Genomic DNA, 25,644 nt, shown 5'->3' with positions numbered 1-25,644 from the left:
GTATTATGGTATTCAAATACACAATAATATTATCAACATAGGTATAAATACATAATACTTCTTCTGATTCTTTTGATTAATCAAGGCGACAATACAGATTTTTCCGGTGACTAGCTTTAAAGTCCCAATCAAGCACAAGACATCTGATCATCCATATCCATGACGCTAGATACCGCCGGTCAGCGAACTTTCTTTCCTCCTATAAGATTTCCCTGGAAGCACCGTCTAACCGAACGACAGTTCTACAAACGCTCTGCTTCATCAAGCCTTCTCCCACCAAAGGGAGTCACGATGCACAAATATCATTCACCATCGACCGGTTTGGCCGTAGAACTCAGCGTGCACTGGCGCACGTAGTCGTACACCTTGGGGTCACTATCGCCTGCGGCCCAGACCACCCGCAGGAAATCGGCGGGATGAATGTTGCCGTGTTCCCGGAGGAAGCGGCGGTCGTTCTCACAGCAGTAGATGACATCATCCCCCATGGAGCCGACCAGCTTGGCCCGCGCCTTGGCAATCAGGCGCGGAAGGTACGGAAGGCCGCTGAGTTCGTCGCCGAAGCCCGGCAGGTCATACCCGATGACGGGCTTGCCCTGGTAAAATTGCCCATGCTGGATGGTCAGGAAGAAGTCCCTGCGCGCCGCAGCGATCAGCAGCACCGTGGTGGGGGAAGGTTCTCCCGTGCGGGCATAGAGTTCCACAAAGTCAAACAGCTCCCGCGTACGGCAGCCGATGGAAGACAGGAAGATGATTTCCTGGTCCGTAAAGAAGCCGTCCACATTCCTGTGGCCTTCATGGTAGCGCCCCACCGCCTCGCGGAAAAGGTCGTAAAACGTGTCGTTCCAGTCTTCCGCCATCATCTGCCGGGGGATTTGTGTTTGCGCTTGAAGTTCAGCATCATGATCTGCTTGGTCAGGTTCGCCTCAAAGCGGGCCTGTTCCTCGCGGGACATTTCCGAGCGGGCCTTCAGCACTTCCTGCGCTTCCTGAATGGCCCGTTCCACGCTGCCTTCATCAATCTGGGAGGAGTTGAGGGCCAGGTCCGTCACCATCAGGACGTGGTCGTCATTGACCTGGACAAAACCCGTTCCCACCACCATGCTTTCCTCCGGCCCGTCCAGGGGCTTGTAACGGAGTTCCCCCGGTTCCAGGGAGGTGATCAGGGCCGTATGGTGTTCCAGCACACCCATCTCCCCGAGGCTGCCGGGCAGATACACGTATTCCACCGTGGCGGCGACGGCCACTTCATCCGGGGTAATGACTTTGAACTCCATGCTCATGGTGTGGAACTGCGGGAAAAGGGGTTATTTGACATCCTTCGCCTCCTTGAGGACGTCATCTATGCCGCCGCGCATGAAGAAGGCATCTTCCGGAACCATGTCCAGCTTGCCTTCCAGGATTTCCTTGAAGCCGCGGACGGTTTCCGAGACGGGCACGTAAGCGCCGGGAATGCTGGAGAAGACTTCCGCCACGTGGAACGGCTGCGTCAGGAAGCGCTGTATCTTGCGGGCGCGGCTCACGATGAGCTTGTCTTCTTCCGAAAGCTCGTCCATGCCCAGAATGGCAATCATGTCCTGAAGGTCCTTGTAGCGCTGCAACACCATCTGCACGCCGCGCGCCACCTCATAGTGCTCATTCCCCACGATTTCCGGGGCCAGGGCCTTGGAGGTGGAGGACAGCGGCTCCACCGCAGGGAACAGGCCCTGGGCGGCCAGGGAACGTTCCAGCACTACCGTGGAGTCCAGGTGGGCAAAGGTGGTGGCCGGGGCCGGGTCCGTCAGGTCGTCCGCAGGAACGTAGACGGCCTGCATGGAGGTGATGGAACCGTGCTTGGTGGAAGTGATGCGTTCCTGAAGGTCCGCCATTTCTTCCGCCAGGTTCGGCTGGTAGCCCACGGCGGACGGCGTGCGGCCCAGCAGGGCGGACACTTCCGACCCCGCCTGGGAGAAACGGAAAATGTTGTCAATGAAGAGAAGGACGTCCTTGTGCTCCTCGTCGCGGAAGTATTCCGCCATGGTCAGGGCGGACAGGGCCACGCGCAGACGGGCGCCGGGAGGCTCGTTCATCTGGCCGTACACTAGGGCCACCTTGGATTCCTCCGGCTTTTCCAGATTGATCACGCCGGATTCTATCATTTCATTGTACAAGTCGTTCCCTTCACGGGTGCGTTCCCCCACCCCGGCAAAGACGGAGAGGCCGCTGCGCGCCTTGGCAATGTTGTTGATGAGTTCCATGATGAGCACGGTCTTGCCCACCCCCGCGCCGCCGAAGGCGCCGATTTTGCCGCCTTTCAGGAAGGGGCAGATAAGGTCAATCACCTTGATTCCCGTCTCAAGCACTTCCGTGCTGGTGGATTGTTCCTCCAGCGGGGGGGCGCTGCGGTGGATGCTCTTTTTTCCGGCGCAGTCAAGCGCGCCGCGTTCGTCCACGGCGTCACCCAGCACATTGAAGATGCGGCCCAGGACGCACTGCCCCACCGGCACTTCAATGGGGTGCCCCGTATCCCGCACGGGCATGCCGCGGCGCAGACCGTCCGTAGAGCTCATGGCCACGGCGCGCACCCAGCCGTCACCAATGTGCTGCTGGACTTCCAGGACCAGGGTCTTGCGCTTTCCGTCAACTTCATAGTCCACTTCCAGCGCATTGAGCAGGGCCGGAAGCGTTTCAGCCCGGGAAAAATCCGCATCGACCACGGCGCCGATGATCTGAACGAGAGTGCCTGTGTTATTCATCATGAGAAAAACTTGGTGTTGAAATAGGAGGGGTGAGGGTTCTGTTTGAAAGGTGGGTGAAGAAGCGGAGTCCGGCGTTATTCCATGGCGCGCATGGCCGTGGTGATTTCCAGCAGTTCATTGGTGATCTGCGTCTGGCGCGCCTTGTTGTAGTCCAGGGTGAGGCCGTCAATGATGTTCTTGGCGTTTTCCGTGGCGCCCTTCATGGCCACCATGCGGGCGGAGTGCTCGGACGCGCGGGCTTCCAGCACGATCTGGACCAGGCCGTGGAAGACGTAAAGGGGCAGGATGGTATCCAGCAGGGCGGAGGGGCTGGGTTCCAGCAGGAATTGCTTGTGGGCGTTTTCCCCGTCCAGGGCCGCGCCTCCGGCCTTCGCCATTTTCATCAGCGGCTCCGCTTCAATGGGGAGAAGCTGGCGGAAGATGGGTTTCTGCACCATCGTGTTCACAAAGCCGGAGAAGGCAATGAAGACGCGCCCGTATTCCTCCGCCTTGAATTTCTGCACAATGAAGTCGAACACCGGCTTCAATTCCAGCAGGGAGAGCGGGTCCGTCAGGCTCCAGGTGGCTTCCAGCCGTTCATTCCATTTGGCCAGCGCGGCGTTCAGCTTGCGGCCAATAGTGACGTAGTGGGCGTTTTCCGGCGCGTGTTCCCTGACCATTTTGATCAGGTTGGCGTTCAGGCCGCCGCACAGACCGCGGTCCGTATTCACCAGCAGCACCAGGTCCGCGCCGCCGTGGGTCTGCATCAGCGGGCTGGTGCTGGTGTCAATTTCATCCTGAAGGTGGTAGAGCACTTCCGCCAGGGCGCGGATGTAGGGGCGCCCTTTCACGGCCTGGTCCTGGGCGCGGCGCATCTTGGCGGAGGCCACCATCTGCATCGCCCTGGTGATCTGGGACGTGTTTTTGACGGACTTGATCCGGCGTCTGATGTCTCTCAGGTTGCCCATGGTTCAGTGCTCCCGTAGTGGTTAGTTCCAGCTGAGCTTGAAGGATTCAATAGCGGTTTTAAGCCCAGCGTCTATTTCCGGCGTCAGGTCCTTTTCCTTCAGGATGCTTTCCAGCAGGTCCGGATGCTGGTCCTGCATGTAGGCTTCCCAGGCATTCTGGCATTCCTTGATCCTGTCCACCGGAACGTCGTCAAAATAGCCTTTTTGCATAGCGTACAGGTCCGCGGCTTCCAGCCCCAGCAGCTTGGGCTCATACTGGTTCTGTTTGAAAAGCTCCACGATGCGCTCCCCACGGGCCAGCTTGGCCTTGGTGCTGGGGTCCAGGTCAGACCCGAACTGGGCGAAGGCCTGCAATTCCGTGAACTGGGCCAGGTCCAGCTTGATGGAGCCGGCCAGCTTCTTGATGATTTTCGTCTGGGCGGAGGAACCCACGCGGGAGACGGAGATGCCCACGTTGATGGCGGGGCGCACCCCCTGGTAGAACAGGTCCGTTTCCAGGAAGATCTGGCCGTCCGTGATGGAAATGACGTTGGTGGGAATGTAGGCGGAAACGTCCCCGGCCTGCGTTTCAATGATGGGGAGGGCCGTCAGGGAGCCGCCGCCGTGTTCCTTGTTGATGCGCGCGGCGCGTTCCAGAAGGCGGCTATGCAGGTAAAAGACGTCCCCCGGGTATGCCTCACGCCCGGACGGACGGCGCAGAATCAGGGAAATCTGGCGGTAGGCCACGGCATGCTTGGAGAGGTCGTCATAAACGATCAGGGCGTCCTCCCCCTTGTCCATGAAGTATTCCCCCATGGCGCAGCCGGCATACGGGGCCAGGTAGAGCATGGCGGCGGGGTCCGAGGCGGAGGCCGCCACCACGATGGAGTATTTCATGGCCCCGGTTTCCTCCAGCTTGGCCACCAGGCGGCTGATGTTGGCGCGCTTCTGGCCGATGGCCACGTAAATGTTGTACAGCGGCTGGTGGTCCGGCAGCCTGCCTTCCTCCGCCATGCGGTTCTGCTCCGCCTGGGCAATCATGGTGTCCATGGCAATGGCGGTTTTCCCGGTGGCGCGGTCCCCGATGATGAGCTCACGCTGGCCGCGGCCGATGGGGATCATGGCGTCAATGGGGAGGATGCCCGTCTGCACGGGAACGGTGACGGGCTGGCGGGAAATAATGCCGGAGGCGATCTTTTCCACGGGGTAGTAGGCTTCCGCCTTGATCGGTCCCTTGCCGTCAATCGGTTCCCCCAGCGTGTTCACCACGCGGCCCAGCAGGGAACGGCCCACGGGCACGGAGAGAAGGCGGCCCGTGCATTTGACCAGGTCCCCTTCCTTCAAGTTGGAATCATCCCCCAGAATCACGGCGCCCACCTCATGTTCTTCCAGGTTCATCGCCAGGCCCATCACGCCGCCGGGGAACTCAATCATTTCATTGAGCATCACGTCGCTCAGCCCTTCGATCTTGGCGACGCCGTCCCCCACGGAACGGATGACGCCCACGTTTTCCTGACTGACGGTAGCCGTGGCTTTTTTAATTTCTGCTTCGAGTTCTTGAAGTATGTTGCTCATGGGAAAAAAGTTCGTTAGTTAATTGGAAAGAGTGCGGGCCAGGTCGGCCAGGCGGTCAATTTTGGAACGCACGGAGCCGTCCTTCACATCGTCGCCCACCTGGATGCGGACGCCTCCCAGCAGGCCAGGCTCCACTTCCCAGTTGTAGTAAAGTCCGTCGCCGTATTTGGCCGCCAGTTTCGTCTGAATCCGGGAGCGTTCCTCCTCCGTCAGCGGCACGGCGCTTTGAATGGTGGCCGTACGGCTTTTCACCGCATATTCCACCATGCGGGAAAAGGCTGTCAGCAGGGCCTCGTAATTGCGCGGCTTGCGCTCCGCAATTTTCCGGGCGATCAGGCGCACGCGGTCCTCCGCCACGGTATTACCGTCCAGGCAGAGCCGGAACAGCCTGCGGGCGGCATTTTGCGTGTCCTTTCCGATTTTCATAAATTATTTCAGGAATCCAGGCTGTCGATTGCTTCCCGGTTGATTCTCCGCTGGTCTTCTTCCGTCAGCACTTTGCCGGTGACCTGGGCCGTAGCCAGGGCCACCAGCTGGCCGAACTGCTCTTTCAGCGCGTCGCGTTCCTTCTGCTGTTCCAGTTCCGCAAGCTCCCGGGCTTTTTTGACAATTTCCTCCGCCTTCCGGGCAGCCTCCGCTTCCTGTTCCTCCAGCAGGCGGGAGGCGGCTTCCTTGGCGGCTTCTATTTTTTCCTGTCCCTTTTCCCCGGCCTCCACCAGCATTTCATGCGTCTGCTCCTTTACGGAAGCAAGCTGGCGTTCGCTTTCCTCACGCATTTCCTCCCCTTCTTCAATGCGCTGGCGCCTTTTTTCCAGAACGTTCTGGATGGGCTTGAACGCCAGGTAGCGCAGGATCACCACCATCAGGATGAAGGCGATCAGGTTGGCAAGAAAGGGCTCCCAGCTTGTCACCCCGAAGGGCGCAAAGGGATTCCAGGACTGGTCGGCTATGAGATTCAGCATAAAATGAACGGGTTGAAACATGCCGGAAGTTTTCCGGACCGGCAGGAACGGCTACGCCGCCCCGGAGCGGAAAAAGCTCCCTCCGGGAACGGAACGTCCGGGTTATTTCACAAAGATGGAGATCAGGGCCACGCCTTCAATCAGGGCGGCCAGCGTAATGGCAATCACCATGATGGGAGAGGAGGCGCCGGGGTTGCGCCCGGTGGCTTCCGCGGCTTTCGCGCCGATGAGGCCGATGCCGATGCCGGCGCCGATGGTGACGAGGCCGAAGCCCACGTTCCCGGACAGTTCGGCCAGGGAGGTCATTGCAGTAGGATCAATCATGTTATTGTATGGTTTTATGTTTTTGTTGAACGTTCCCCCACAGGTTGCCCATGGTCCGGAACGGAAAGTTGAAGGTGCGGTTCATGAAGCCTTTCCGGGCGGCAGGCTGTCCGGTACGGGCAGCTTTTGTTCATCCCGGCCCGCGTGGCTGTGGGAGTCGCCGTCCCCCACCTGGAGTTTCAGGAAAATAGCCGTCAGGAGCAGGAACACCAGGGCCTGGATGAAGCCCACCAGCAGTTCAATGGCCAGGAACGGCAGCACGCACAGGGAGCTGAGCACGGGGCCGAACATATTGGCCATGGTCTCAATGATCGTTTCCCCGGCGTAAATGTTGCCGTAAAGACGGGCGCCCAGGGCAATCGGGCGGATCGTGATGCTCAGGACCTCCACCAGACCCACAAACAGGAAGATAAGCACCAGCACAAACCCCATGAAACCGGGCAGCCTGCCCTTGGGCCCGAACAAGTGGATGAAGAAACCTTTCACCCCCTGCTCCCGGATGCACCAGTAAAGCCACATCAGCGCATAAAAGATTCCCAGGAACATCGTCACGTTCATGTCCGCGTTCGCGCCGCGGAAGAGCAGCACCCCGTTGTAGGTGATGGTGCCCACCCCGGGGAGAAGCCCCATGTAGTTGCTGACCAGGATGATGGTGAAAATGGTTCCGAAGTACCAGAAGTACTTGCGCGTCAGGCGCGGCCCCAGCAGGGACTCCACAAAGTTGTACAGGGTCTCAAAAAAGTATTCCACCGCATTTTGCAGCCGGGAGGGCAGGATGCGCATGGCGCGGGTGGCGGACCATACCACAATGCCTATCAGGAGCACCGCCAGAAAGAGCATCAGCATGGAGTTGGACACCGGCAGTTCAATGCCGCCGGGAAGCGGGATGGAAAACAACTGGGGGGCGGCCTGCTCCAGTCCGTGCCCCGCGCCTTCCTCCGCCGCACAGGCGCTGCCGCCCATCATGCCGGGCACCGCCAACGCCGCCAACCACAGGAACTGGAAAAATCTGCTCATCGTCTGTCTTTCACCATTACTCGCGCCAACTCCTGTAAATACGGGAAAAGGGGAAACTTCCCTTTATTTGACGGTGTTAATTGTGTACTCTCCCCGTTCCCTTGGCAAGTCCAAAACTTGGCACGCACGCAGATTATGAACATTTGTATACAATCTTAAAGGGATCGCAGGACACTCCCCGCATTTTCTTCCAGCCACCAGGGAATTTTCAAGCCCGGGTTCCGGAACGGCACGAACGCCCAGCCAGCCAGCAAAAAGGCTTCCGGGAATTTCTCCCCGGAAGCCCGTCAGTTCAATTTGATGCCTCTGTTACTTGGCGGAAATCACGTGGATGTGGTACACGTCCCTGCCGTCCGCACCCTTGCGGCCGGTAGCGTGCACGCCCGTGACGTCGGAAGTGATCACGTCCAGCGTTTTCACGGCTTTCTGAATATCCTTGTTGCCTTCCGCGGCAGTCTTCAGGGCGTCCCGGACCGGAACCAGGTTAAGCTGGAATTCCAGCGGAGCCACCTGCCCCGGGGCTTTCATGGATTCCTTGATGACTTCCATGCCAAAGGCCTTGGGCATGCTGACGGCCCAGCGGGTGTCGGTCACGGCCACCACCGGATTCAGGTCGGCGCCCAGCGGGCACTCGTAATCATACGTGGTGACATCCCCTTCCACGGAGGATTTGGGAGCGGGGAGTTCCGTCATCTTGCCCTGGCTGGCCAGGGTAACGATGGTCTTGGCGGCGTCAGTCACTTTCTGCCAGGCCTCTCCCAGAGCGGCGCGGTTCTTCACCTCATATACCAGGGAGAAGCGCGGAGCCGGAACATTCTTAAGCATGGGGCTGGGGGCGCCCTTCATGTCCACAATGTAAGCGCCGGAGTCCGTGATGCCGGAAAGAGCGGTCTTGTACGCCTTCCAGAGTTCTTCAATGGTGGGCCGGGCCATCTGGAGCATGGGGGCAACCATGCGGATCTGGTCGCTTACGTCATGCTTCGGGTTGGAGATGTACGCATTGCCGTAATCCCAGACGATCTGCGCGATGTTCTCATACAGGGTGCAACCCATGTCGACAATCTGCGGATTGATGCGGAAGGAGGAATACAGCACCGTATCCGCACCGGGACGGACGGAGTTCATGGAGGAGGGGGCATCCAGCAGGTAGAATTCAAGCGGATACGTGCAGGCTTCCACATGCACCCCCTGGTCCTGCCACGCGTAGTAGGAAACGGGCGTAGCATTCTGCGCCACCTTTTCATACAGCCCGAGGAGGCTGCCCTTCATGGAATCAAGCGCGGCCATGGAAGGAGCCAGATCGGTAATTTTCCAGTCAGTGCCTACCGTCTGCATCAGGTCTTTCAACCCGGTGAACATGCCCTTGTAGTAGGCGATATCCAGGTTAATAAGACCCTTGGCGCAAGCCTTGTCCGCAAATATCAGGCCATAGGCAGGATATTGGAGCTGGGCGTCAGCCATGGAGAAATCCGGACGCGCCAGAACGGAGTCCTGGGGGGAAGCGGCCAGACGGACCTGCTTTTCAGGATTGGTGGTCACAAAGCCCACCAGGGTGTCGTCCACAAAGCCAACGGCTACATAAAGCCGGGATTCGTCCAGACGCTTGAGGGCTGCCTTGAGGCGGTCCAGATTTTCCTGGGAGACGGTTATCTGGGCTTTAGCCTCTTCCAACCTTTCTTCCAGTTTCGCCCGCAGTTTCTTGCAGTCCACTTCCGCCACCTTGCAAGCCAGGCCGTTGTAGGTCTTGTCATACAGGGAAACAATGCCGTGCAGTTCCATGTCCTCCGGAAGATTGGCGTCCTTCAGGGTAGCCTTGGCCTGGGCAAGGGCTTCCGGCGTCAATTTGGCGGCTACCATTACGGGAGCCGTCGCGGCCTGAGAGGGGCGCAGATCCACCAAATCAATCCACTTAATGAGCATTTCAGTATACCTGTTGCCCATTACTTCCACTTCTGCGTCACTGGCTTTCTTGTTACCATTGATTAAATCCTGGTAAAGCTTATAACCGGACAGAATTCCTTTCATTTGGTGCAATCCCATGCCTGTAAAAGCGGACTGGGCACTGTCCATCCACGGAGCCCATTCCGGACCGAAGCCGATCATCGCGTCAATGACGGGGCTGTTGACGGAGCACTTGGCCCGGACGGGCTTGGGAGCGTCCTCTCCCGGAATGGCAACGGATTCATCAGCGTTCTGTTCCGCGGAGCAATTCCCCCAGGTTTTGACCATGTTCAGATTCTGAACGCTTTTAATGATGCCGGGAATGTCGTAAACACCGGTCACCATGCCCATGTCCCTGGGGAACAGGGCAGCCAGCCCGAGCCGTTCGGCACGTTTCGCCACCAGATCGGAGGCAACGGAGGCGGAGGGGTCAAGCGCGGCGGCGGGGGTTAAGCCGGCGGCGTCCTGTCCGGCCTTGGCGGAAGAGGATTTATTGTCGTCAGAGCAGGCGGCAAGAGCGCAAGTCAGCGCAAAACAGGGTATGGAGTAGAAATAATGCTTTTTCATTATCTTGAAACGTGGGGGGTCATGATGCCATCCGGCAAAAAGCGCCGTTCCTTGCGGAAGCAGTCTCATCGACGTGCATCATCCGCATATATAGGCAGTTCTCCCCAACCACGCAAGCATAATGAAGAACAGCAATGACATGGGACGCCGCGGCATCCCGGGAAACACCGTACGAAAAACGCCCTTCCCGAGCAGGCGCTCCCAGCGGAAGCCGTCTTAAAGCGGCTCCGCCATGGGAATGTCATCCTCCGGCATGGGGGCCCTCGGCGCCGGGGCGGTCACCGGGGAGGAATGGTTGAGGTTGCGGGGGATTTGCCGGGGAAGGCCCGGAATGTAGTCTGAATCACCGCGGCGGGGCCTCAGGGGAGCGGCGGAAGGTTCTTCCGAAAGGGGAGGCGCAGACGGCGCGGCGGAGCGGGAGCCGCCTACCGGAGTAGCCTTGATTTCCGCATCGGAAGAATCATCCAGGTCTGCGGGTATTTCATGAACCTTGATGGGCTCCATTCCTTCCGGATCATACAGGCCGGGAGGCAGGTTGTCCGGCACCACGGCGGGGGATTCCCCGCGTTCCCGGAGGGCCGCAGCGGCCGTTTCAGGGGTTTCCTCCACCGGTTCCGCCACGGGAATGTCATCCTTGGGAGGATCAATGATGGCCTTGATGTCCTTCTTTTCCGTCTCAAAAAATTCCTTCACGATGGGAGCCGCGGCAGCGCCGCCGCCCAGCCGCTCGTGGGCGCGGCCTTCATACAGCACCACATAGGCGAAACGGGGATTGTCACAAGGCATGAATCCGGCAAACCAGGCCAGGCGCTTGTCTTCCCGTTCCGGCCCCCACTGGGCTGTTCCTGACTTCCCGGCAATGCTGGAATAGGACAGGCGCGCGCGGCCCCCCGTGCCGTTTTCAATCACTTCCCTCATGCCCTTGCGCACGCTGGCCAGGGCGCGTTCATAAGCTGGCAGGGGGCGCTGGACCTCCTGGGGCTTGGGGGCGTAAATGACGTTGGCGTTGCCGTCCTGAATCTGCTTGATGAGCTGGAGCCGGGGCAGGTAGCCGTTCGCCACGCCGGACATCATGTGCGCCACCTGGAGCGGCGTGACCAGCAGGGTTCCCTGGCCGATGGACAGGTTGGCGGCGTCTCCGGACATGAAATCACGCTTGTAGTTGCGGATCATGTATTCACTGGTGGGCACCAGGCCGGGATCATCCGGAATGGGGAGGCCCGTCCGTTCCCCCAGGCCGAAGGCGCGGGCCGTATCCATCAGGGCTTCCGCCCCCAGCTTCAGGCCCATCTGGTACATGAACGGGTTGTTGGACATCGCCAGGGCACGGATGCAGTTGATGTCCCCCAGAGGCGTCTTGCTCCAGTTGTTGAAGACGTGGTTGCCGATGGTGATGGCCGCCGGGCAGTAAATCTGCGTATTTTCCGTAATTTTGTTGTTCTTCAGCGCACTGGCCACGGTCATCACCTTGAAGGTGGAGGCGGGGGGGTAGCGCCCCTGGAAGGCACGGGCGCCCAGGGGCCCGGCGGGGTCGTTGCGCAGGGCGTCGTAATCCTTCTGGGAAATGTTCGGGATGAACATGTTCGGGTCATAGGACGGCGTGGAGGCCATCACCAGCACTTCACCCGTCACGCAGTCCAGCACCACCATGGCGCCGCGCCTCTTGCCGCGGGAAAGAATGCGTTCCGCGTCCTGCTGCCATTTCAGGTTCAGGGTAGTGACGATCGCGCCGCCGGGCTTGGGCCGTATTTGCAGTTCGTCCAGAATCTTGTTGCCGTCCTCGTCAAACATCAGGCGCCACACGCCGGGCGTTCCTGTAAGATCCTTGTTGAATTCCTTTTCCAGCCCCGCACGGCCTTCCACCTGTTCCCAGAGGGGGTCCATGTGGTTGATGGGGCCGGTGGGTAGTTTCCCCTTGGACCCCACATAACCGATGATGTGCCCGGCAATCGCCTTTTCCGGGTAGGAACGGATGTAGATAGGCAGCAGTTGGAGGCCGCGCACCCCTTTCACCTTGTCCTTCATTTTTTCCGCTTCTTCCGCGCGAATGACGTTGGTGAGGGGAAGAGGCAGCCAGCGGCGGTGCTCATAGTGCTTCCAGAGCTGGTCATCGGAAAAGGACCACGCCTTTCCGGCAATTTTCTTGGCCTGTTCCAGGCAGTTGCGTCCGAACTCCACCACCCGGGAGCGGTCGGGATCTTCAAAGATTTCAAACCGCAGGGCCAGCTGGTAGGCCACAGTGGTCACGGCCAGTGGCTCTCCATGGCGGTCCAGGATGGGACCGCGCGGGGCCGGAATCAGCAGGGCCATGGTCCGGGCGGAAGGCCGGGTGCTGGTATGCGCCTCCCGCGCCGCGTCCAGCCGGCCTCCATTCAGGGAAGGTATCAGGGACAGGGAGTCCAGGCCGTTCTGCTCCTTGTCCGTCTCCCTGGGCATTTCCGGGGCGTCGGCCACGCCTTCACGTTCACCGGAAGCCGTGCCGGGTTCCCTCTTCTTATCCCCCAGGTCCACCGTTTCCACGGCGTCATCCTCTGCGCGCTGTTCCCCGGCGGCCTGGCGCACGGGCGTCCCCCCACGGGAAGACGAATGGCGGGCAGAGGACTGTCCCCAGGCCGTATCCACCGTCCACGCGGCCAACCCGGCCAGCAATACCAGGGAACGTATCAGAACCTTCATTTTCATCAGCTTGCAGGAGTGTGACAGATGCGCTGTAAGGAATCAACGATTATTCACGCTCGCGCTTATTCCTGAATTATTACGGTTGTTCCCATGCCGCATTTGTCAAACAAAATGCGGCATGCCTCCACCGGCACCCGGATGCACCCGTGGGAGTTGGCATCCCGGTACACGGTGCCCACATGCAGCCCTATTCCCCCGTGAATGCGCATCCACAGCGGCATCTTGGCGCCAATGAATTTGCCGCCGGACGGAACGCGGGAAGAAGAAGTGGCGTCCGAATTCACGCACACGCCGCTTGCATCAAACACGCTGCCGTAGGACCGGGAGCGGTAGTCCGCATCCTTCTGGATGATGGAGAACCTGCCGCGGGGCGTTTCATGGGTGGATTTGCCCGTGCACACGGGAAAATTCATGGCGGGTTCACCGTTCACCCACAGCACGCCGCGCTGGTCCTTCAGATGAACCACGATTTTGCTGTTTTTCGTCTGCGCCTGCCGGATGCGCCCGTCATGGTACCAGATGTCACGCGTAAAGCGGTACTGGGGGTCCGCCACAAAAGCGTCATAGGAAGAAACGTACCTGCCATCCTTCATCAGCGGCTTGCCATGCGGGGTCTTCAGCGTGGAGGAACAGGCGGCCAGCAACAGGGAGACGCAGATGAAAAGGAGAAAAGCGAGAGGGGCGCGCGGCATGCGGCCTGCTTTACCTTCTTCCCCCGTGGAAATCAAGCACGATTCCCCTCCGTTCCGGCATGTTTTCAGGAATCCTGATAAACCTGGCCTTTTCCTGCCGTACTTCTTGCCGTTCTACTTCCGCACCCCCATGAATTCCCCTTCTTCAGCTCCCATCCGCCCCACCAGGCTGCATTCCCTGGACGCCCTGCGCGGTCTGGACATGCTCATCATCCTGGGACTGGACGCCCTGGTCCTGCTGCTGGCCTCCAGAAACCCGGAAAGCGCCTTCCTTCAGGAAGCCGGACGCCAGATGACCCACGCCGCCTGGGGCGGGCTGCGGCTGTATGACCTGGTGTTCCCCGTCTTCGTGTTCATCTCCGGCGTTTCCATGTCCTTCTCCCTGGCGAGACATACGGACGGGAACGCCCCCGCCGCTCCGGGACTGCTCAAGATATGGAAACGCGCCCTCATCCTGGCCCTGTTGGGGATGCTGGTCAACGGAACGCTCACGTGGACGGAGGACATGCGGTATGCTTCCGTGCTGGGGCTGATCGGTTTTTCCTGCGCCATCGCGGGCACCTGCATTCTGCTGCTCCGGCGGCAGGGCTCCGTGGCCGCCGCGGGAGCCGCCCTGCTGGCCCTGGTGGCCGTCCTCCAATTCACGGGCGGCAATTTCACGTCCGGAGGCTCCGTCAATTCATGGGTGGACACGCACTGGCTCCCCGGCCGCCTGCACGGGGGAACCTTTGATCCGGAGGGACCGCTCTGCATCATCTCCGCCGCCGCGCTGTGCCTGGCAGGCTGGCTGGCGGGCAGCCTGCTCCGGAAAAACCGGGAACGGCCCGTACGCTTCTGCCTTCTGACGCTGGCCGCGGGCAGCCTGCTGTTCTGCGCCGCCCTGGCGCTGGACGGCGTTTATCCCATCATCAAAAACATGTGGACGGGCACCTTCATTCTGGCCGCCGCCGGGGCTTCCCTGATCGCCCTGTCCCTGTTCCACCTGGCCGTGGACGTGTGGAAGGGCGGATCATGGGCCTTCCCCCTCCGCATCATCGGCCTGAACGCGCTGGCCGCGTACCTGATTCACGCCCTGGTGAACGTGCATGAACTCAACAGGCGCATTTTCAGCGGCGCGGCGGATTTCTTTCCTTCCGTGCAGCCCGTCTTTTTCGCCGTCTCCCTTCTGCTGCTGCAATGGCTGGTTTTATTCGCCTTCTTCCGGCGCAGCCTGTTCATTAAACTGTAACAGCCTTTCCAGGGAAATTTTACGGACTCCGTAAAACTTAAAAACCTCCGTTTTCCCGGACCACGGGAAAACGGAGCCATGCACAGGCAGACAAACAAAAATGCCTCCCCCATATGGGGGAGGCATGTTCAAAAAATCAGGCGCAGGCCATGCCGGACTCAGCGCATACGGCGGCGGCGCAGCAGGGCCAACAACAGTCCGGCGGCGGAAAGGCCGGCCGCGGCAGGTTCCGGAACGGGAGCCGCCCCGGTGATATAATGAATCTTCACGTTGGCCCACGCTCCCCCATTGGTGGTAATCCAGTACTTCCCCACATTCTCGGCAGTGGCCTCCAAAGGACCGTCCGCACGGGTCAGGATATTCCCCTCGGCATCCCTGACCACATAGTCCACCGTATCAAAGCCGTTGCCGCCCGAGGAGGATGAAGCGTTCTGCCCCAGGAGTTCACGCACCACCGTCCCAAAGGCGCCCGTGGTGGTATACGGATCAATGGCGGCCTGAATGGTACCCCCGTTTGCATTAATCCAAAGGCTCGTCGTCGCAAGGCGCCCGTTCAGGCCGAAATCCCACACATACCCCTCGGACAATCCCCCACCCAAGGCTCCGGAATTAATAACGGAATCAATCGCCAGATTGCCCCACAGCTGCGTATTGCCGGAAGACAGGGTGAAGGATTTATCCATCTCCACATTTCCCAGGATCAAGGCTCCGCCCGTGTTGTTGCTGAGGGTGCCCGTACCCTTCAGGACAAGCTGGTCAATGCCCTTGTAATTCAAGTTTCCGGCCCCGGCGGTGGATATGGAGGCGTCACTGTTAATGATGATGCTGTTTCCCGCACCAAGAGTGGTGGGAGGCACCCCGGATTCCGACCAGTTGCCCGCGTCCGTCCAGGAGGAGCCGTCACCGTTGCCCGTCCATTGATAGGTTGCCGCCATGCTGAAACCGGATACGGCAGCCAGAGCGCAACAGGCAATAATTAGAGTTTTCTTCATGATATCAGGAATTATAACGGGGGAGCCAACGGTTGCAATTATTGCCTCCATGCTTCGCAAATCCGTTACCGGGAGCGTTTTGCGATCAAAAACCCAGGCATGAAACCTTATCCCCTTGGGGATTTCTATATCGGATTGTGAATCCGTGAAATTTCATCAATGATGCAATATATTCAACAGGAACTTATTATTTTCATTAACCCGGGATGTTTACTTAAACCGGAAGTGGCGCATGAACTATTCCCGGCTGGTGAAATCATTGGAAAACCAGGGATTCATCTCTTTTTAAATTGACCCCGGATTCACAATCCGTCTTCACAGGAAAAAGGAGGGAAACGGAACGGAAAAATCATTTTTTGCTCGTCTCCGGGAAATGCTCTGCCATCATAACGCAACGTCTTTTTTCCTGAGAACAGAGACACGCACTTCTTTAACGGCTCCCTGCGAGCCCCTCCGTCCTCCCTCTAACTTAAAATAATGATCCCATGAGAGCGTTCACCTTCCCGGCCCTTGTCCTGGCGGCCCTGACCGCCTGGACCGCCGCAGCCCAGACCCAGATATCCTCCATTACCCCTTTGCCGGGGAAAACCGCACGTCCCCTTCCGCTCCCTCCCTACCAGTCCTTCTGCTGGTTTTCAGCGGACCGGGGCCGCTGGCCCGGAGACGGCAACCGGGTTCTGCCCTGGTTCGGCAAGACGGACCCCGGCAACCTGCTGGACAGCAAGCCGAACCCCAGCACCGCCAAGCCCGGGGACCATGCCATGTTTGCACTGTTCCACCTGAAGGACGGGCGTTTCATGGCGGTGCTCCCCGTCGCTACTCCTGATTCCCTCGCGTGGCTGAAGCTTGATGGAAACGGCAAATTCCTGGTGGAATACGGTACGCTGGGAACTTCCACGGTCAAGCCGCAGCCAGTGCTGGCCGTCACTGCCGTGGACAAGGATATTTACCGCGCCTGTTCCGCCGCATGGAGCAAGGCCCTCTCCCTCCCCTTCATCAAGGGAAGAACCTTCCCCCGTGAAAAAAAGGCCTACCCGGAACCGTTCAAATACCTGGGCTGGTGCAGCTGGGAGCAGTATAAAAAGAATATCTCCTCCAAACTGCTTGAACACACGGCCAGCCAGCTGGAGGCCTCCCCCGTTCCCGTCCGGTGGGTCCTGGTGGACGACGGCTTCCAGAGCCAGGAGGGCCTTAAACTGATCAGCTTCCAGACCAACAAGGGCAAGTTCCCCCAGGGATGGGCGCCACTGATGAAGCACAAGAGCCCCAAATTGAAGTGGATGGGGTTATGGCACTGCTACTACGGCCTCTGGAACGGCATCCACCCCAAACACCGGCTGGACGCCCAGACGGCCCGCGGGCTGGTCACCACCTCCAAGGGGAAAATCCTTCCCGGTGACGGTCCCGGAGGAGCCGGGGCGTTTTACGGCCCGTTCCTCCAGTCCGTCAAGGACGCCGGGTTCGACTTCGTGAAGATTGACGTTCAGGCGGAATACCTGAAGCACGCGGACGGTCTGGACAACCCGGTGCACCACAATACCAAGTGCTCGGAGGCCCTGGAGCAGGCCTGCCGGAAAATGGGGCTCAACCTGGTCAACTGCATGGCGCAGGGCACCGTCAATATCCAGAATACCCGCTACAGCGCCGTCACCCGGTGCAGTATTGACTACAAGCTGGGGGATGAAGCCATGGGCAAGTCCCACATCCTCCAGTCTTATGCCAATACGCTCTGGCTGGGGCAGACCGCGTGGCCGGACCATGACATGTTCCACTCCACGGACCCCACCAGCGCGCGGCTCATGGCCGTCTCCAAAGCCGTTTCCGGCGGTCCTGTTTATCTTTCAGACCCCGCGGACAAGCTGAACCCGGAACATATCATGCCCCTGGTGTGGTCTGACGGCCTGCTGCTGCGCCCGCTGGCTCCCGCCGTTCCCCTGCCGGACTCCGTCTTTCTGGACGCCATGAACGAGAACCGCCTTTACCGGGTGATCGCCCCCCTGCCCGACCAAAGCGCCGCCGTAGTCCTGTACAACCTCAGGCACCCCTCTCCGGCGGAACCGGTCCGGGGCAGGATTTCCCTGACGGATTACAACAATGCCGCAGCCCTGCTGAACGGCAAGGCGGCGGAGGCGTATGCCAGCCTTCCCCCGGAAGGAATCGCGGCCTATTCCGCAGAAGGCGGCCGCGCCCTGACCCAGGAACAGCCGGAGCTGGACGTGGAGCTCACGGGCTTCAAGGACCGCCTGTTCATCATGGCCCCCATCATCCGGGGCTGGGCCGTCATCGGCAGGGGTGACAAGTTCCTCTCCCCGTGCGCCCTGGACGCCGCTCCGGAATACGGGGCGGACACGCTGCGTTTCCGCGTGAAGGAATCCGGCCCGGTGGTCGTCTGGCACGGGAAAGGCGCCGTCAAGGCGGGAAATACCCCTGTCAAAGACCTGGGGAACGGCTTTTATGAATTGCAATTCCCCGTCTCCGACCGTCCGCTGGACGTCACGGTGACGGCTGAATGATGCCGGTCCTCTCCACCCAATTCTTCTTCCCCATGCATACGCTGCGCTCCCTGCTGATTTCCGCCCTTCTGCTCCCGTTCTGCTGGCATACCCCGGCCTCCGCCCTCCCGGCGCCGGAAACCGTGGAACCCAAACAGGCCATTGAACAATTCCTGGGCCTGACCGCCATCTGGATGCTGGAAATGGAATGGACCCACGCCTATGCCAACAAGACTCCCAAGGCGGAGGACTTCCGGAACGCCATGCTGGCGGCGGGGCTCCAGCAATGCCCCGCGGACTTTCAGGAAGCATGGCTGCGGCAGACGGACAAGCCGGGGCGCAATTACGCGGCCCCCGTCCTGCGCAAGTACGGCGTGAGCCTGAAGGACCTCCGGGAACGGCTCCAGGGCAAACTGTTCAAGATCAATCCCCAGGTGCGCCCGCCCATCCCCCTTTACGACGAGGATGAACAAATTCCCCGCATGGACCCGCGCACCTGCGGAGACCCCAAGGCCATTCTGAACGCCCTGGCCACCCTGCGCGCGCAGGTCATGGGCCTGACCCCGGCCCAGCTGGCCAAGGCCAGGCAGTCCATTGAACGGGTCATGCTGGAATTCACGCTGGCCTACATGGAAACCACCATCTGCATGAACAGCGGAGGCATCCGGGAAAGCCAGGTGAAGGCGCTCTTTTCCCCCATCAGCACGGAGGGATGCCCGGAGGATTTCCGGCGCGCCTGGCAGCACGACCTGCCGTTCTTCCTGAAGGGGCACTTTACGGGACCGGAACTGACCCTTTCCACCGTCTGCAAGAAATACGGCGCCAGCGAACAGGAGGCTTTCCTCAAGGTTCGCAGAAAGATGAAGGAATGGGATATCCAGCCGCCCACCCCGCAGACGCAGCCCGCCTTCCGCCGGGACATGCAGGAAATCCGGGAGAACATGCTGGGTGGACGCTGACAGGAAAGCACCCCATCCCCTCCGCATATTTCACGGGCGGCACATCCACCGGACATTCCTCTCCGGGTCAGCCCAGCAGTCCGGCATCCATCCCCTCGTTATACTCCCAGATGCCCTGCTCCACCATGAAGGAGCTCCAACTGTTGAGCAATTGCTCAAAGTAGGCGGCATTCACATTGAAATGGTAAAACGTGTGGTCCGCCACATCCAGAAGCTCAAATCTGGAGCGGTTCTTCTTTTTCCGCCACAGGTCCGCCAGCCGCTCGCTGTTGCGCCACGGCAGCAGCCTGTCCCTTCCGCCATGGCTGGCGAACAGGGGCGGCAGCCCTTTCTGCACGCGCCGCAGAGGATTGACGGCATCCCGCTGGTCCGGCGGCATCATGCCGCCCAGCTTAAAGGCGGACTGCGCCGCCAGGTCACACACGCCGCGGAACAGGGCCACAGCGGCGGGACCGGGAGGAAGGGGAGTCTTTTTACGGAACAGGGACCAGCGCGCGGGATGGTCCGGCAGGGCCGCATGCAGGGCCATCAGGCCGCCCGCATCACTCCCCGCCACGGTAATGCGCCCCGGGTCCAGCCCCAGCAAAGAGGCATTTTCATACACCCAGGCCCAGGCTTCCCGGCCCTCTTCCAGAATGTCCATGGGTTCCACCTCATAGGCGCCCCAGGTGCGGAACATGGGAATGATGCCCACAATTCCCTGCTGGGCAAGGTGCAATGCCCAGGGCACAAAGTCACCCAGGCTCTTGCCCACCCACATGCCGCCGTGGAAGAACAGCACGGAGGGCGCAGACGCGTCCACATCATGGCCGGGAGGAAAAAAGACATACGCCATCAGCTCCTCCCCGTCCGCAAACCGCCTCCACACAAAGCCGGGCTGGTCCCGCAACAGTTTCCTGTACCGGGCTTCCGCCAGATGATCGGCTTCCGTGAACAATTCCATAAGAACGGCTTCATGATGCAATTGTGTTGCACTCCGCGCAAGTTTGATGTCTAAATAATCGTGTAATGACTTTTCGTTCCCTTCTCACCATGGCGTGCTGCGCCGCAGCCCTTCTCACTTCCGCATCCGCCGCTCCGCAGCCCGGAGACGCCAAGCTGAGGGACGATCTGGACGTGGCTTACAACACCTGGCGCCTGCACCTGCTGCGCGGCAACTATGACGGGTGGAGGGCCACCACCTCCGCCTACCGCCAGGTGAAAGTGCGCAATCTGGCCGTTTCCGAGAAACGCCCCTTCCCCGCCTCCCTGTTCCGGCAGCCCATGGCCCCCCCCGCGCTCGTCTCGCTGATGTACGTGGGCTCCGTGGTGGACGGCCCCACGGCCGCGGCCACCTATTACGGCAAGGTAGACCTGGGACTGGGCCAGGAACCTACGGACGCCAATGCCCTGGTCCTGCTGTTCACCCATGAAAACGGCAAATGGAAATATGACCAGGCGCGCTTCTTCAACCTCACCCGCCTGCCCGCCGTCAAGGAACGCCTCAAGCGCGGAGACGCCACCGTCCTGATGGAGCAGGACGGCTTCCAGCCTCTTGGGAAAATTCCCGCCGTGCCGCCCGTCTGCCCGCCGCCCAAATACATCGCAAAAATTCTGGTGGACTGCCCCGGCCGCACCGTGAAGGCGAACGTGAATAACATTTCTCCCCATGAATTCGACAACACGCGCCTGGCGGAAGTCATCTCCGGCGGCCTGCGGGACGGCACGAACTCGCTCACGCTGAACTTCTCGGACAGCCCGAACGGCAAGAAAGGCGCCGTCCTCGTGGAAGTGTACATCATGCCGGAAATCCCGGGGCAGCTTCCCGCCAGGGCGTTCTCCTACTTCGTGCCCCCGCAGGCGCACCCCAGGAGCGGCCCCGTGCTGATCAACGTCACCCCGGAGCTGCTGAAGACCATGGACCCGAAAAACACTCCCCAGGCGGCGGTCCCCGGCAAATAAAATCGTCATTCTTCAACGTTTCCGCTGCGGGTCCGGTCATACCGCCATATGACAACTCAACCTCAAGTCAGCAGCTCCTCGGTATCCGGCAACTCATGGTGGATGGGTATCCTTGGCGTCATCGAGCTATTTCTTGGCTTCATCGCCCTCGCTTCTCCCTGGATTGTCGGGGCCAGCTTCATCTGGGTCATCGGCATCATGCTGATGATCCTGGCCGTCGTCCGGCTTATCCACACCTTCACCGTTCCCTCCTCCCGCTGGTGGAACCTGGTGACGGCCATCCTGTACGGCATCGCCGGCTGGTTCCTGTTCAGGGACCCCAATGTCTCCCTGGCCATCACCACGCTCATCATCGGGTGGGGGCTGGTCATCGCAGCCGTCTTCCAGGGTGCCATCTGGTTCCAGACCCGTTCCCTGGCCGCCAGCGGCTGGCGCCTGTTCAACGTCATCATCACGCTGATCCTGGGCCTCATGGTCATCTTCGGCTGGCCTGAATCCACAGCCTGGTTCATCGGCACCCTGATTGCGGTGGAACTGATCTTCTCCGGCTGGACACTGCTCCTGTACGCTTTCAGCGGCAGCTCCTCCCGCCGTTAATCCCATAAGCGCAATGCCCCTCACCCAGGAAGAAACCGAACGCTACGCAAGGCATCTTTCCCTTCCGGAACTGGGTGAGGAGGGCCAGGAAAAACTCAAGCGGGCGCACGTCGCCCTGACGGGCCTCGGGGGGCTTGGCTCCCCCGCGGCCCTTTATCTTGCCGCCGCAGGCGTGGGCAGCATCACCCTGATTGACCCGGACACGGTCAGCCTCTCCAACCTCCAGCGGCAAATCCTGCACGCCACGGACGCGGAGGGCACGGCCAAGACCGCCAGCGCCGCCCGGAGCCTGCGCGCATTAAACCCCGCCGTGAACGTCATGGAGGTCTGTACCCGGCTTACCCCGGAAAACGCCGGAAGCCTGCTGGAGGGGTGCCACCTTGTCCTGGACGCTTCAGACAATTACGCGGCGCGCTTCGCCATGGCGGACGCCGCCTGCGCCCTGCGCCTCCCCCTGGTGTACGGAGCCGTGAAAGGGTTCCTGGGCCAGGTAGCCGTATTCGCCCCGCATGAAGGCACCGCCTGCTACCGCTGCCTCTTTCCTTCCGGCACGCCCATGGAGGAGGAAGACACCGCCTCCGCCGCCGGCATCCTGGGCGCGCACGCGGGCATGATCGGCTGCATCCAGGCCCTGGAAGCGGTAAAATACCTTGCCGGCATTCCCTCTCCGCTGGTGGGGGCCATGCTCTCCGCAGATACGCTGCGCATGCGTTTCACCACCGTTCCCCTGGCGCCCAATCCCGCGTGCAAATGCCGGGAAAACGGGCGTGAGGGAGCCGCAATGAAAAATTGACGCCCACAGGGGCATCTGGCATCATTCCCGCCAGATATGAATCATTTAACACGCGCCAAATCCGTTTTTGAAATGGAGATTGAAGAACTGCGCGGCGTCCTGTCCCGGCTGGATGACAATTTCAACCAGGCCGTGGACCTCATGTCCCGGGCGCTGGACCGCGGCAACAAGATTGTCATTGTAGGCGTAGGCAAATCCGGCAACATCGGGGCCAAAATCGTAGCCACCCTGAATTCCACGGGAACGCCCACCGTCCTGCTGGATTCCCTGAACGCCCTGCACGGGGACCTGGGCATTGTCCAGGACGGGGACGTCTGCATCGCGATGTCCTTTTCCGGAGAGACCACGGAACTGCTGGCCCTTCTCCCCTTCATCAAACGCTTTGAACTGCCCATCATTTCCATGACGGGCAACACGGCCTCCTCCCTGGCGAAGTACTCGGACATCGTGCTGGACACGGGCGTTTCCCGTGAAGCCTGCCCGCTGAACCTGGCCCCCACCTCCAGCACTACGGCCATGCTCGTCATGGGGGACGCCCTGGCCATGGCCCTGGTGGAAGCGCGCCACTTCACCGCGCGGGACTTTGCCAAACGCCATCCCGGCGGCTCCCTGGGCCGCGCCCTGCTCACCAAGGTGGGCGACATCATGCGAAAAGGAGAAGAAATGGCCATCCTGCCGGAAACCGCCTCCGTGAACGACTGCCTGAAGGCCATGACCACCGCCCACACCGGCGCCTGCATCCTGCTGACGGCAGACAACAAGCTGGCCGGCATCTTCACCCACGGGGACTTTGTCCGGGCATACGGAGCCAATCCCCTCATCGGGGAGCAGCCCGTCAGCGGCCTGATGACCCGCAACCCCATCTACGTGATGGAAGACGACCTGGCCGCCGAGGCGGTAAAGGCCGTCAGCAACCGCCACATTGACGACCTGGTGGTGCTCAACGCGGAGATGGCTCCCGTAGGCATCATTGACCTTCAGGACCTCGCCAGAATGAAACTGGTCTAAAAACCGCCCCCCTCCCACTTTTTAAGGCATCCGTGATTCAAAAGTAACAAATCAATCACGGATGCCTTTTTCATTGAACCGAAGCTTTCCTTTTTACAATCTAATTCCCATAAATATGTTCCTGAAATTTACGATCACCCTGCTTGCCTGCTCCTGGGGCCTTGCCCATGCGCAGGACGTCTCCGCCCCCGCGGGCGCCCCGGAGGCCCCTGCGCCGGAGGAAGCCCCGCGGGAAATCCCCCTGCCGGACGGCAAAACGGTCCCCAAGTTCGAGCCCCTGGACGAGCACCGCATCAAGATCGGCAACGTGATCGTGAACCACAAGGAACGCACCGTCAGCTTCCAGGCCCAGGTGAACATGAAAGAGGGCATTCTGGAATACGTCTGCTGCATGCCCAACGGCAAGCTGCATGAATCCCTGCTGGTGACGGAGGCGGACCCCCTGCACATCAGCCTGGGCATGACGCTGCTCAAATTCCACCGCTTTGAAAAGTTCTTCCCCGTGCGGGATGAAAACTTTGAATGGCTCCCCTTCACGGAGCCCAAGCCCGCGGACTATGCGGACTGCTATGTGCAGGTCGTCATGACCTACACGGAGAACGGCAAGGAGCAGAAGAGCGACTTTTCCGACATCGTCGTGAATTCCCAGACGCGGAAGGGGCTGGACCCCAACGACTGGCTTTACACCAACTCCTTCTTTTACGAAGGCGCCTACCAGGCCAGCCTGAGCGGTGAAGTAATCTCCATCTTCGCCAGCCGCACTTCCCCCATCAACTACATCGGCGACTTCCATGACGGCGTCAACGACACGGGCTGGATCGTCAACCCGAAGAAGAACCTGCCCCTGGGCACGAACGTCACCGTCACCATTTCCCAGAAACCGGTCCAACCCAAGCAATAAAACATCATGTTTAAATCCATACTTACATTAACGCTGGCCGCCGCGCTGAGCACAGCCGCCTTCGGCCAGACCACCCTGACGGCCGTTCCCGGAGAAGCGGCCTCCTCCAAATACGCCTCCATCAGCCAGGAAATCCTGCGCGCCATTGAAAAGGGAAACGAATACCTGAAGAGCAAGCAGAACCCGGAAGGCTACTGGGCGCAGCCCTCCTACCCGGCCCTGACGGCCCTGGCGGTCACCGCCTACATGCGCGACCCCGCCAACCAGGGCAAGCCCGTTCCGGAATACATCCGGAAGGGGTATGACTTCATCCTGAAATCCCAGAAGGAGGACGGCTCCATCTTCAACCGCGGCATGTCCTCCTACAACACCGCCGTGTGCATGATGGCCCTGCTGGCCGCCAACAAGGAGGAATACGCCCCCGCCATCCTCAAGGGCCGCGCCTACCTCATCAAGCAGCAGAACCACTTTGCCCCGGACAACCCCTACAACGGCGGCATCGGCTACGGGGACAAGCAGGCCCCCCCCATCGCGGACCTTTCCAACACCTCCCTGGCGCTGGAAGCCATTTACTACTCCCAGAAGCTGGCCAAGGACGGAAAGTACGGGGAACAGCCGGACCTGGACTGGAACGCCGCCACGGAATTCATCAACCGCTGCCAGCAGAACCCCGCCGTGAACAAGGAACCCTGGGTGTCTGATGACAAATCCCAGCTCGGCGGCTTCGTGTACCGTCCGGGCGTAGCCAGCGCCAAGGATAAAAAGAGCGCCGCGTTTGACAAGGCGGAACCGCCCAAGGCCTACGGCAGCATGACGTATGCCGGCATGCAGTCCCTCATTTATGCCAATGTGGACAAGAATGACCCCCGCGTCAAGCTGGCCCTCAAATGGCTGGAAAACAGCTACAACCTGGATGAAAACCCCGGCATGGGCGTCCAGGGCCTTTACTATTACTACCAGGCCATGTCCAAGGCGCTGAGCGCCATGGGTATTGACACCCTGACGCTGGAAGACGGCCGCAAGGTGGACTGGCGGGATGAACTGGCCGGCAAGCTCATCTCCATCCAGAAGAGCGACGGCTCCTGGGTAAACACCAACAACCGCTGGTGGGAGGCGGACCCCGTGCTGGTCACCGCCTACTGCGTGCTGGCTCTGGAACAACTGTACCACTCCATTCCCCGGTAACCGAACCGTCCGCAACAATTCCGCTTCAAAGGCCGGAAAGGAAGGCAATGACCTTCTTTTCCGGCCTTTCCTATTCCACGCAATGAACGGCGCAGACAAGAAAAGGGTCTTTTCTTCAATCATTTCAAATT

The 25,644-nt window shown here is 60.3% G+C and carries 23 protein-coding genes; 9 read left to right on the top strand and 14 right to left on the bottom strand.

Annotated elements, in window-relative coordinates:
- Positions 1–302 precede the first annotated feature (302 nt).
- The 12 genes from HHJ06_RS10250 to HHJ06_RS10195 all read right to left on the bottom strand — a co-directional run bounded on the left by HHJ06_RS10250 (position 303) and on the right by HHJ06_RS10195 (position 13,417).
- On the bottom strand, positions 303–860 hold the full coding sequence (locus HHJ06_RS10250; RefSeq protein WP_215429417.1) for a DUF5069 domain-containing protein: 558 nt from the start codon (positions 858–860) through the stop codon (positions 303–305).
- A complete protein-coding gene (gene atpC / locus HHJ06_RS10245; RefSeq protein ID WP_102712071.1) occupies positions 857–1,279 on the bottom strand; it encodes an ATP synthase F1 subunit epsilon in 423 nt (140 codons plus the stop codon). The genes HHJ06_RS10250 and atpC overlap by 4 nt, the downstream gene beginning before the upstream one ends.
- Before the next feature lie 24 nt (positions 1,280–1,303).
- A complete protein-coding gene (atpD, locus tag HHJ06_RS10240; RefSeq protein ID WP_343206619.1) occupies positions 1,304–2,731 on the bottom strand; it encodes a F0F1 ATP synthase subunit beta in 1,428 nt (475 codons plus the stop codon).
- A gap of 77 nt (positions 2,732–2,808) precedes the next feature.
- Positions 2,809–3,681, bottom strand: coding sequence for an ATP synthase F1 subunit gamma (gene atpG, locus HHJ06_RS10235; protein WP_215429412.1), 873 nt, complete (start codon positions 3,679–3,681; stop codon positions 2,809–2,811).
- Between the two features lie 21 nt (positions 3,682–3,702).
- Entirely contained in the window at positions 3,703–5,235 is a 1,533-nt protein-coding gene (gene atpA, locus HHJ06_RS10230; RefSeq protein ID WP_215429410.1) for a F0F1 ATP synthase subunit alpha, read from the bottom strand.
- An 18-nt stretch (positions 5,236–5,253) separates the two neighbouring features.
- Positions 5,254–5,661, bottom strand: coding sequence for a F0F1 ATP synthase subunit delta (locus HHJ06_RS10225; protein WP_215429408.1), 408 nt, complete (start codon positions 5,659–5,661; stop codon positions 5,254–5,256).
- A gap of 8 nt (positions 5,662–5,669) precedes the next feature.
- Positions 5,670–6,197, bottom strand: a complete 528-nt coding sequence (locus HHJ06_RS10220; RefSeq protein ID WP_180972286.1) for an ATP synthase F0 subunit B — start codon at positions 6,195–6,197, stop codon at positions 5,670–5,672.
- Between the two features lie 102 nt (positions 6,198–6,299).
- Complete coding sequence (locus HHJ06_RS10215) at positions 6,300–6,521, bottom strand: ATPase (RefSeq protein WP_102712081.1); 222 nt, start codon at positions 6,519–6,521, stop codon at positions 6,300–6,302.
- An 81-nt stretch (positions 6,522–6,602) separates the two neighbouring features.
- A complete protein-coding gene (atpB, locus tag HHJ06_RS10210; RefSeq protein ID WP_215429405.1) occupies positions 6,603–7,538 on the bottom strand; it encodes a F0F1 ATP synthase subunit A in 936 nt (311 codons plus the stop codon).
- A gap of 309 nt (positions 7,539–7,847) precedes the next feature.
- On the bottom strand, positions 7,848–10,046 hold the full coding sequence (locus HHJ06_RS10205) for a hypothetical protein (protein WP_215429403.1): 2,199 nt from the start codon (positions 10,044–10,046) through the stop codon (positions 7,848–7,850).
- A 216-nt stretch (positions 10,047–10,262) separates the two neighbouring features.
- Positions 10,263–12,722, bottom strand: coding sequence for a peptidoglycan D,D-transpeptidase FtsI family protein (locus tag HHJ06_RS10200; RefSeq protein ID WP_215429401.1), 2,460 nt, complete (start codon positions 12,720–12,722; stop codon positions 10,263–10,265).
- Between the two features lie 65 nt (positions 12,723–12,787).
- Positions 12,788–13,417: a L,D-transpeptidase gene (locus tag HHJ06_RS10195; RefSeq protein WP_215429393.1), complete on the bottom strand. Its 630-nt coding sequence runs from the start codon at positions 13,415–13,417 to the stop codon at positions 12,788–12,790.
- 130 nt (positions 13,418–13,547) lie between these two features.
- On the opposite strand from HHJ06_RS10195, the gene HHJ06_RS10190 reads away from it, so the two are divergent.
- The gene (locus HHJ06_RS10190; RefSeq protein ID WP_215429391.1) at positions 13,548–14,645 is read left to right on the top strand and encodes an acyltransferase family protein; all 1,098 of its coding nucleotides are present in this window, start codon (positions 13,548–13,550) and stop codon (positions 14,643–14,645) included.
- 158 nt (positions 14,646–14,803) lie between these two features.
- On the opposite strand, the gene HHJ06_RS10185 is transcribed toward HHJ06_RS10190, so the two are convergent.
- Positions 14,804–15,637 (bottom strand): PEP-CTERM sorting domain-containing protein, encoded by an 834-nt coding sequence (locus tag HHJ06_RS10185; RefSeq protein ID WP_215429389.1) that lies wholly within the window; start codon positions 15,635–15,637, stop codon positions 14,804–14,806.
- Between the two features lie 485 nt (positions 15,638–16,122).
- Here HHJ06_RS10185 and HHJ06_RS10180 point away from each other — a divergent pair, with 485 nt between their 5' ends.
- Both HHJ06_RS10180 and HHJ06_RS10175 read left to right on the top strand, forming a co-directional pair.
- Positions 16,123–18,150 (top strand): Sip1-related alpha-galactosidase, encoded by a 2,028-nt coding sequence (locus HHJ06_RS10180; protein ID WP_215429387.1) that lies wholly within the window; start codon positions 16,123–16,125, stop codon positions 18,148–18,150.
- Positions 18,151–18,182: 32 nt separating this feature from the next.
- Positions 18,183–19,088 (top strand): hypothetical protein, encoded by a 906-nt coding sequence (locus tag HHJ06_RS10175; RefSeq protein WP_215429385.1) that lies wholly within the window; start codon positions 18,183–18,185, stop codon positions 19,086–19,088.
- Positions 19,089–19,155: 67 nt separating this feature from the next.
- On the opposite strand, the gene HHJ06_RS10170 is transcribed toward HHJ06_RS10175, so the two are convergent.
- Complete coding sequence (locus tag HHJ06_RS10170; RefSeq protein WP_215429383.1) at positions 19,156–20,031, bottom strand: alpha/beta hydrolase; 876 nt, start codon at positions 20,029–20,031, stop codon at positions 19,156–19,158.
- Positions 20,032–20,096: 65 nt separating this feature from the next.
- Between HHJ06_RS10170 and HHJ06_RS10165 the strand changes: the two genes are divergently transcribed.
- The 6 genes from HHJ06_RS10165 to HHJ06_RS10140 all read left to right on the top strand — a co-directional run bounded on the left by HHJ06_RS10165 (position 20,097) and on the right by HHJ06_RS10140 (position 25,513).
- Positions 20,097–21,029: a hypothetical protein gene (locus HHJ06_RS10165; protein WP_215429381.1), complete on the top strand. Its 933-nt coding sequence runs from the start codon at positions 20,097–20,099 to the stop codon at positions 21,027–21,029.
- 48 nt (positions 21,030–21,077) lie between these two features.
- A complete protein-coding gene (locus HHJ06_RS10160; RefSeq protein WP_215429379.1) occupies positions 21,078–21,626 on the top strand; it encodes an HdeD family acid-resistance protein in 549 nt (182 codons plus the stop codon).
- Positions 21,627–21,639: 13 nt separating this feature from the next.
- Positions 21,640–22,419, top strand: coding sequence for a HesA/MoeB/ThiF family protein (locus tag HHJ06_RS10155; RefSeq protein ID WP_215429377.1), 780 nt, complete (start codon positions 21,640–21,642; stop codon positions 22,417–22,419).
- A gap of 36 nt (positions 22,420–22,455) precedes the next feature.
- Entirely contained in the window at positions 22,456–23,427 is a 972-nt protein-coding gene (locus HHJ06_RS10150; protein ID WP_215429375.1) for a KpsF/GutQ family sugar-phosphate isomerase, read from the top strand.
- Between the two features lie 115 nt (positions 23,428–23,542).
- The gene (locus tag HHJ06_RS10145; RefSeq protein WP_215429374.1) at positions 23,543–24,328 is read left to right on the top strand and encodes a YdjY domain-containing protein; all 786 of its coding nucleotides are present in this window, start codon (positions 23,543–23,545) and stop codon (positions 24,326–24,328) included.
- A gap of 6 nt (positions 24,329–24,334) precedes the next feature.
- Positions 24,335–25,513, top strand: coding sequence for a prenyltransferase/squalene oxidase repeat-containing protein (locus HHJ06_RS10140; RefSeq protein ID WP_215429372.1), 1,179 nt, complete (start codon positions 24,335–24,337; stop codon positions 25,511–25,513).
- Positions 25,514–25,644: the final 131 nt, after the last annotated feature.

It is taken from the genome of Akkermansia muciniphila (genome assembly GCF_018709685.1).
Lineage (GTDB): Bacteria > Verrucomicrobiota > Verrucomicrobiia > Verrucomicrobiales > Akkermansiaceae > Akkermansia > Akkermansia muciniphila_E.
The sequence above is the reverse complement of the archived record's forward strand: the minus strand, read 5'-3'. Positions and strand labels throughout refer to the sequence as shown.

Coding starts and splice junctions, on each gene's coding strand:
- HHJ06_RS10250 (WP_215429417.1), bottom strand. CDS start 860: ATGATGGCGGAAGACTGGAACGACACGTTTTACGACCTTTTCCGCGAG.
- atpC (WP_102712071.1), bottom strand. CDS start 1,279: ATGAGCATGGAGTTCAAAGTCATTACCCCGGATGAAGTGGCCGTCGCC.
- atpD (WP_343206619.1), bottom strand. CDS start 2,731: ATGAATAACACAGGCACTCTCGTTCAGATCATCGGCGCCGTGGTCGAT.
- atpG (WP_215429412.1), bottom strand. CDS start 3,681: ATGGGCAACCTGAGAGACATCAGACGCCGGATCAAGTCCGTCAAAAAC.
- atpA (WP_215429410.1), bottom strand. CDS start 5,235: ATGAGCAACATACTTCAAGAACTCGAAGCAGAAATTAAAAAAGCCACG.
- HHJ06_RS10225 (WP_215429408.1), bottom strand. CDS start 5,661: ATGAAAATCGGAAAGGACACGCAAAATGCCGCCCGCAGGCTGTTCCGG.
- HHJ06_RS10220 (WP_180972286.1), bottom strand. CDS start 6,197: ATGCTGAATCTCATAGCCGACCAGTCCTGGAATCCCTTTGCGCCCTTC.
- HHJ06_RS10215 (WP_102712081.1), bottom strand. CDS start 6,521: ATGATTGATCCTACTGCAATGACCTCCCTGGCCGAACTGTCCGGGAAC.
- atpB (WP_215429405.1), bottom strand. CDS start 7,538: ATGAGCAGATTTTTCCAGTTCCTGTGGTTGGCGGCGTTGGCGGTGCCC.
- HHJ06_RS10205 (WP_215429403.1), bottom strand. CDS start 10,046: ATGAAAAAGCATTATTTCTACTCCATACCCTGTTTTGCGCTGACTTGC.
- HHJ06_RS10200 (WP_215429401.1), bottom strand. CDS start 12,722: ATGAAGGTTCTGATACGTTCCCTGGTATTGCTGGCCGGGTTGGCCGCG.
- HHJ06_RS10195 (WP_215429393.1), bottom strand. CDS start 13,417: ATGCCGCGCGCCCCTCTCGCTTTTCTCCTTTTCATCTGCGTCTCCCTG.
- HHJ06_RS10190 (WP_215429391.1), top strand. CDS start 13,548: ATGAATTCCCCTTCTTCAGCTCCCATCCGCCCCACCAGGCTGCATTCC.
- HHJ06_RS10185 (WP_215429389.1), bottom strand. CDS start 15,637: ATGAAGAAAACTCTAATTATTGCCTGTTGCGCTCTGGCTGCCGTATCC.
- HHJ06_RS10180 (WP_215429387.1), top strand. CDS start 16,123: ATGAGAGCGTTCACCTTCCCGGCCCTTGTCCTGGCGGCCCTGACCGCC.
- HHJ06_RS10175 (WP_215429385.1), top strand. CDS start 18,183: ATGCATACGCTGCGCTCCCTGCTGATTTCCGCCCTTCTGCTCCCGTTC.
- HHJ06_RS10170 (WP_215429383.1), bottom strand. CDS start 20,031: ATGGAATTGTTCACGGAAGCCGATCATCTGGCGGAAGCCCGGTACAGG.
- HHJ06_RS10165 (WP_215429381.1), top strand. CDS start 20,097: ATGACTTTTCGTTCCCTTCTCACCATGGCGTGCTGCGCCGCAGCCCTT.
- HHJ06_RS10160 (WP_215429379.1), top strand. CDS start 21,078: ATGACAACTCAACCTCAAGTCAGCAGCTCCTCGGTATCCGGCAACTCA.
- HHJ06_RS10155 (WP_215429377.1), top strand. CDS start 21,640: ATGCCCCTCACCCAGGAAGAAACCGAACGCTACGCAAGGCATCTTTCC.
- HHJ06_RS10150 (WP_215429375.1), top strand. CDS start 22,456: ATGAATCATTTAACACGCGCCAAATCCGTTTTTGAAATGGAGATTGAA.
- HHJ06_RS10145 (WP_215429374.1), top strand. CDS start 23,543: ATGTTCCTGAAATTTACGATCACCCTGCTTGCCTGCTCCTGGGGCCTT.
- HHJ06_RS10140 (WP_215429372.1), top strand. CDS start 24,335: ATGTTTAAATCCATACTTACATTAACGCTGGCCGCCGCGCTGAGCACA.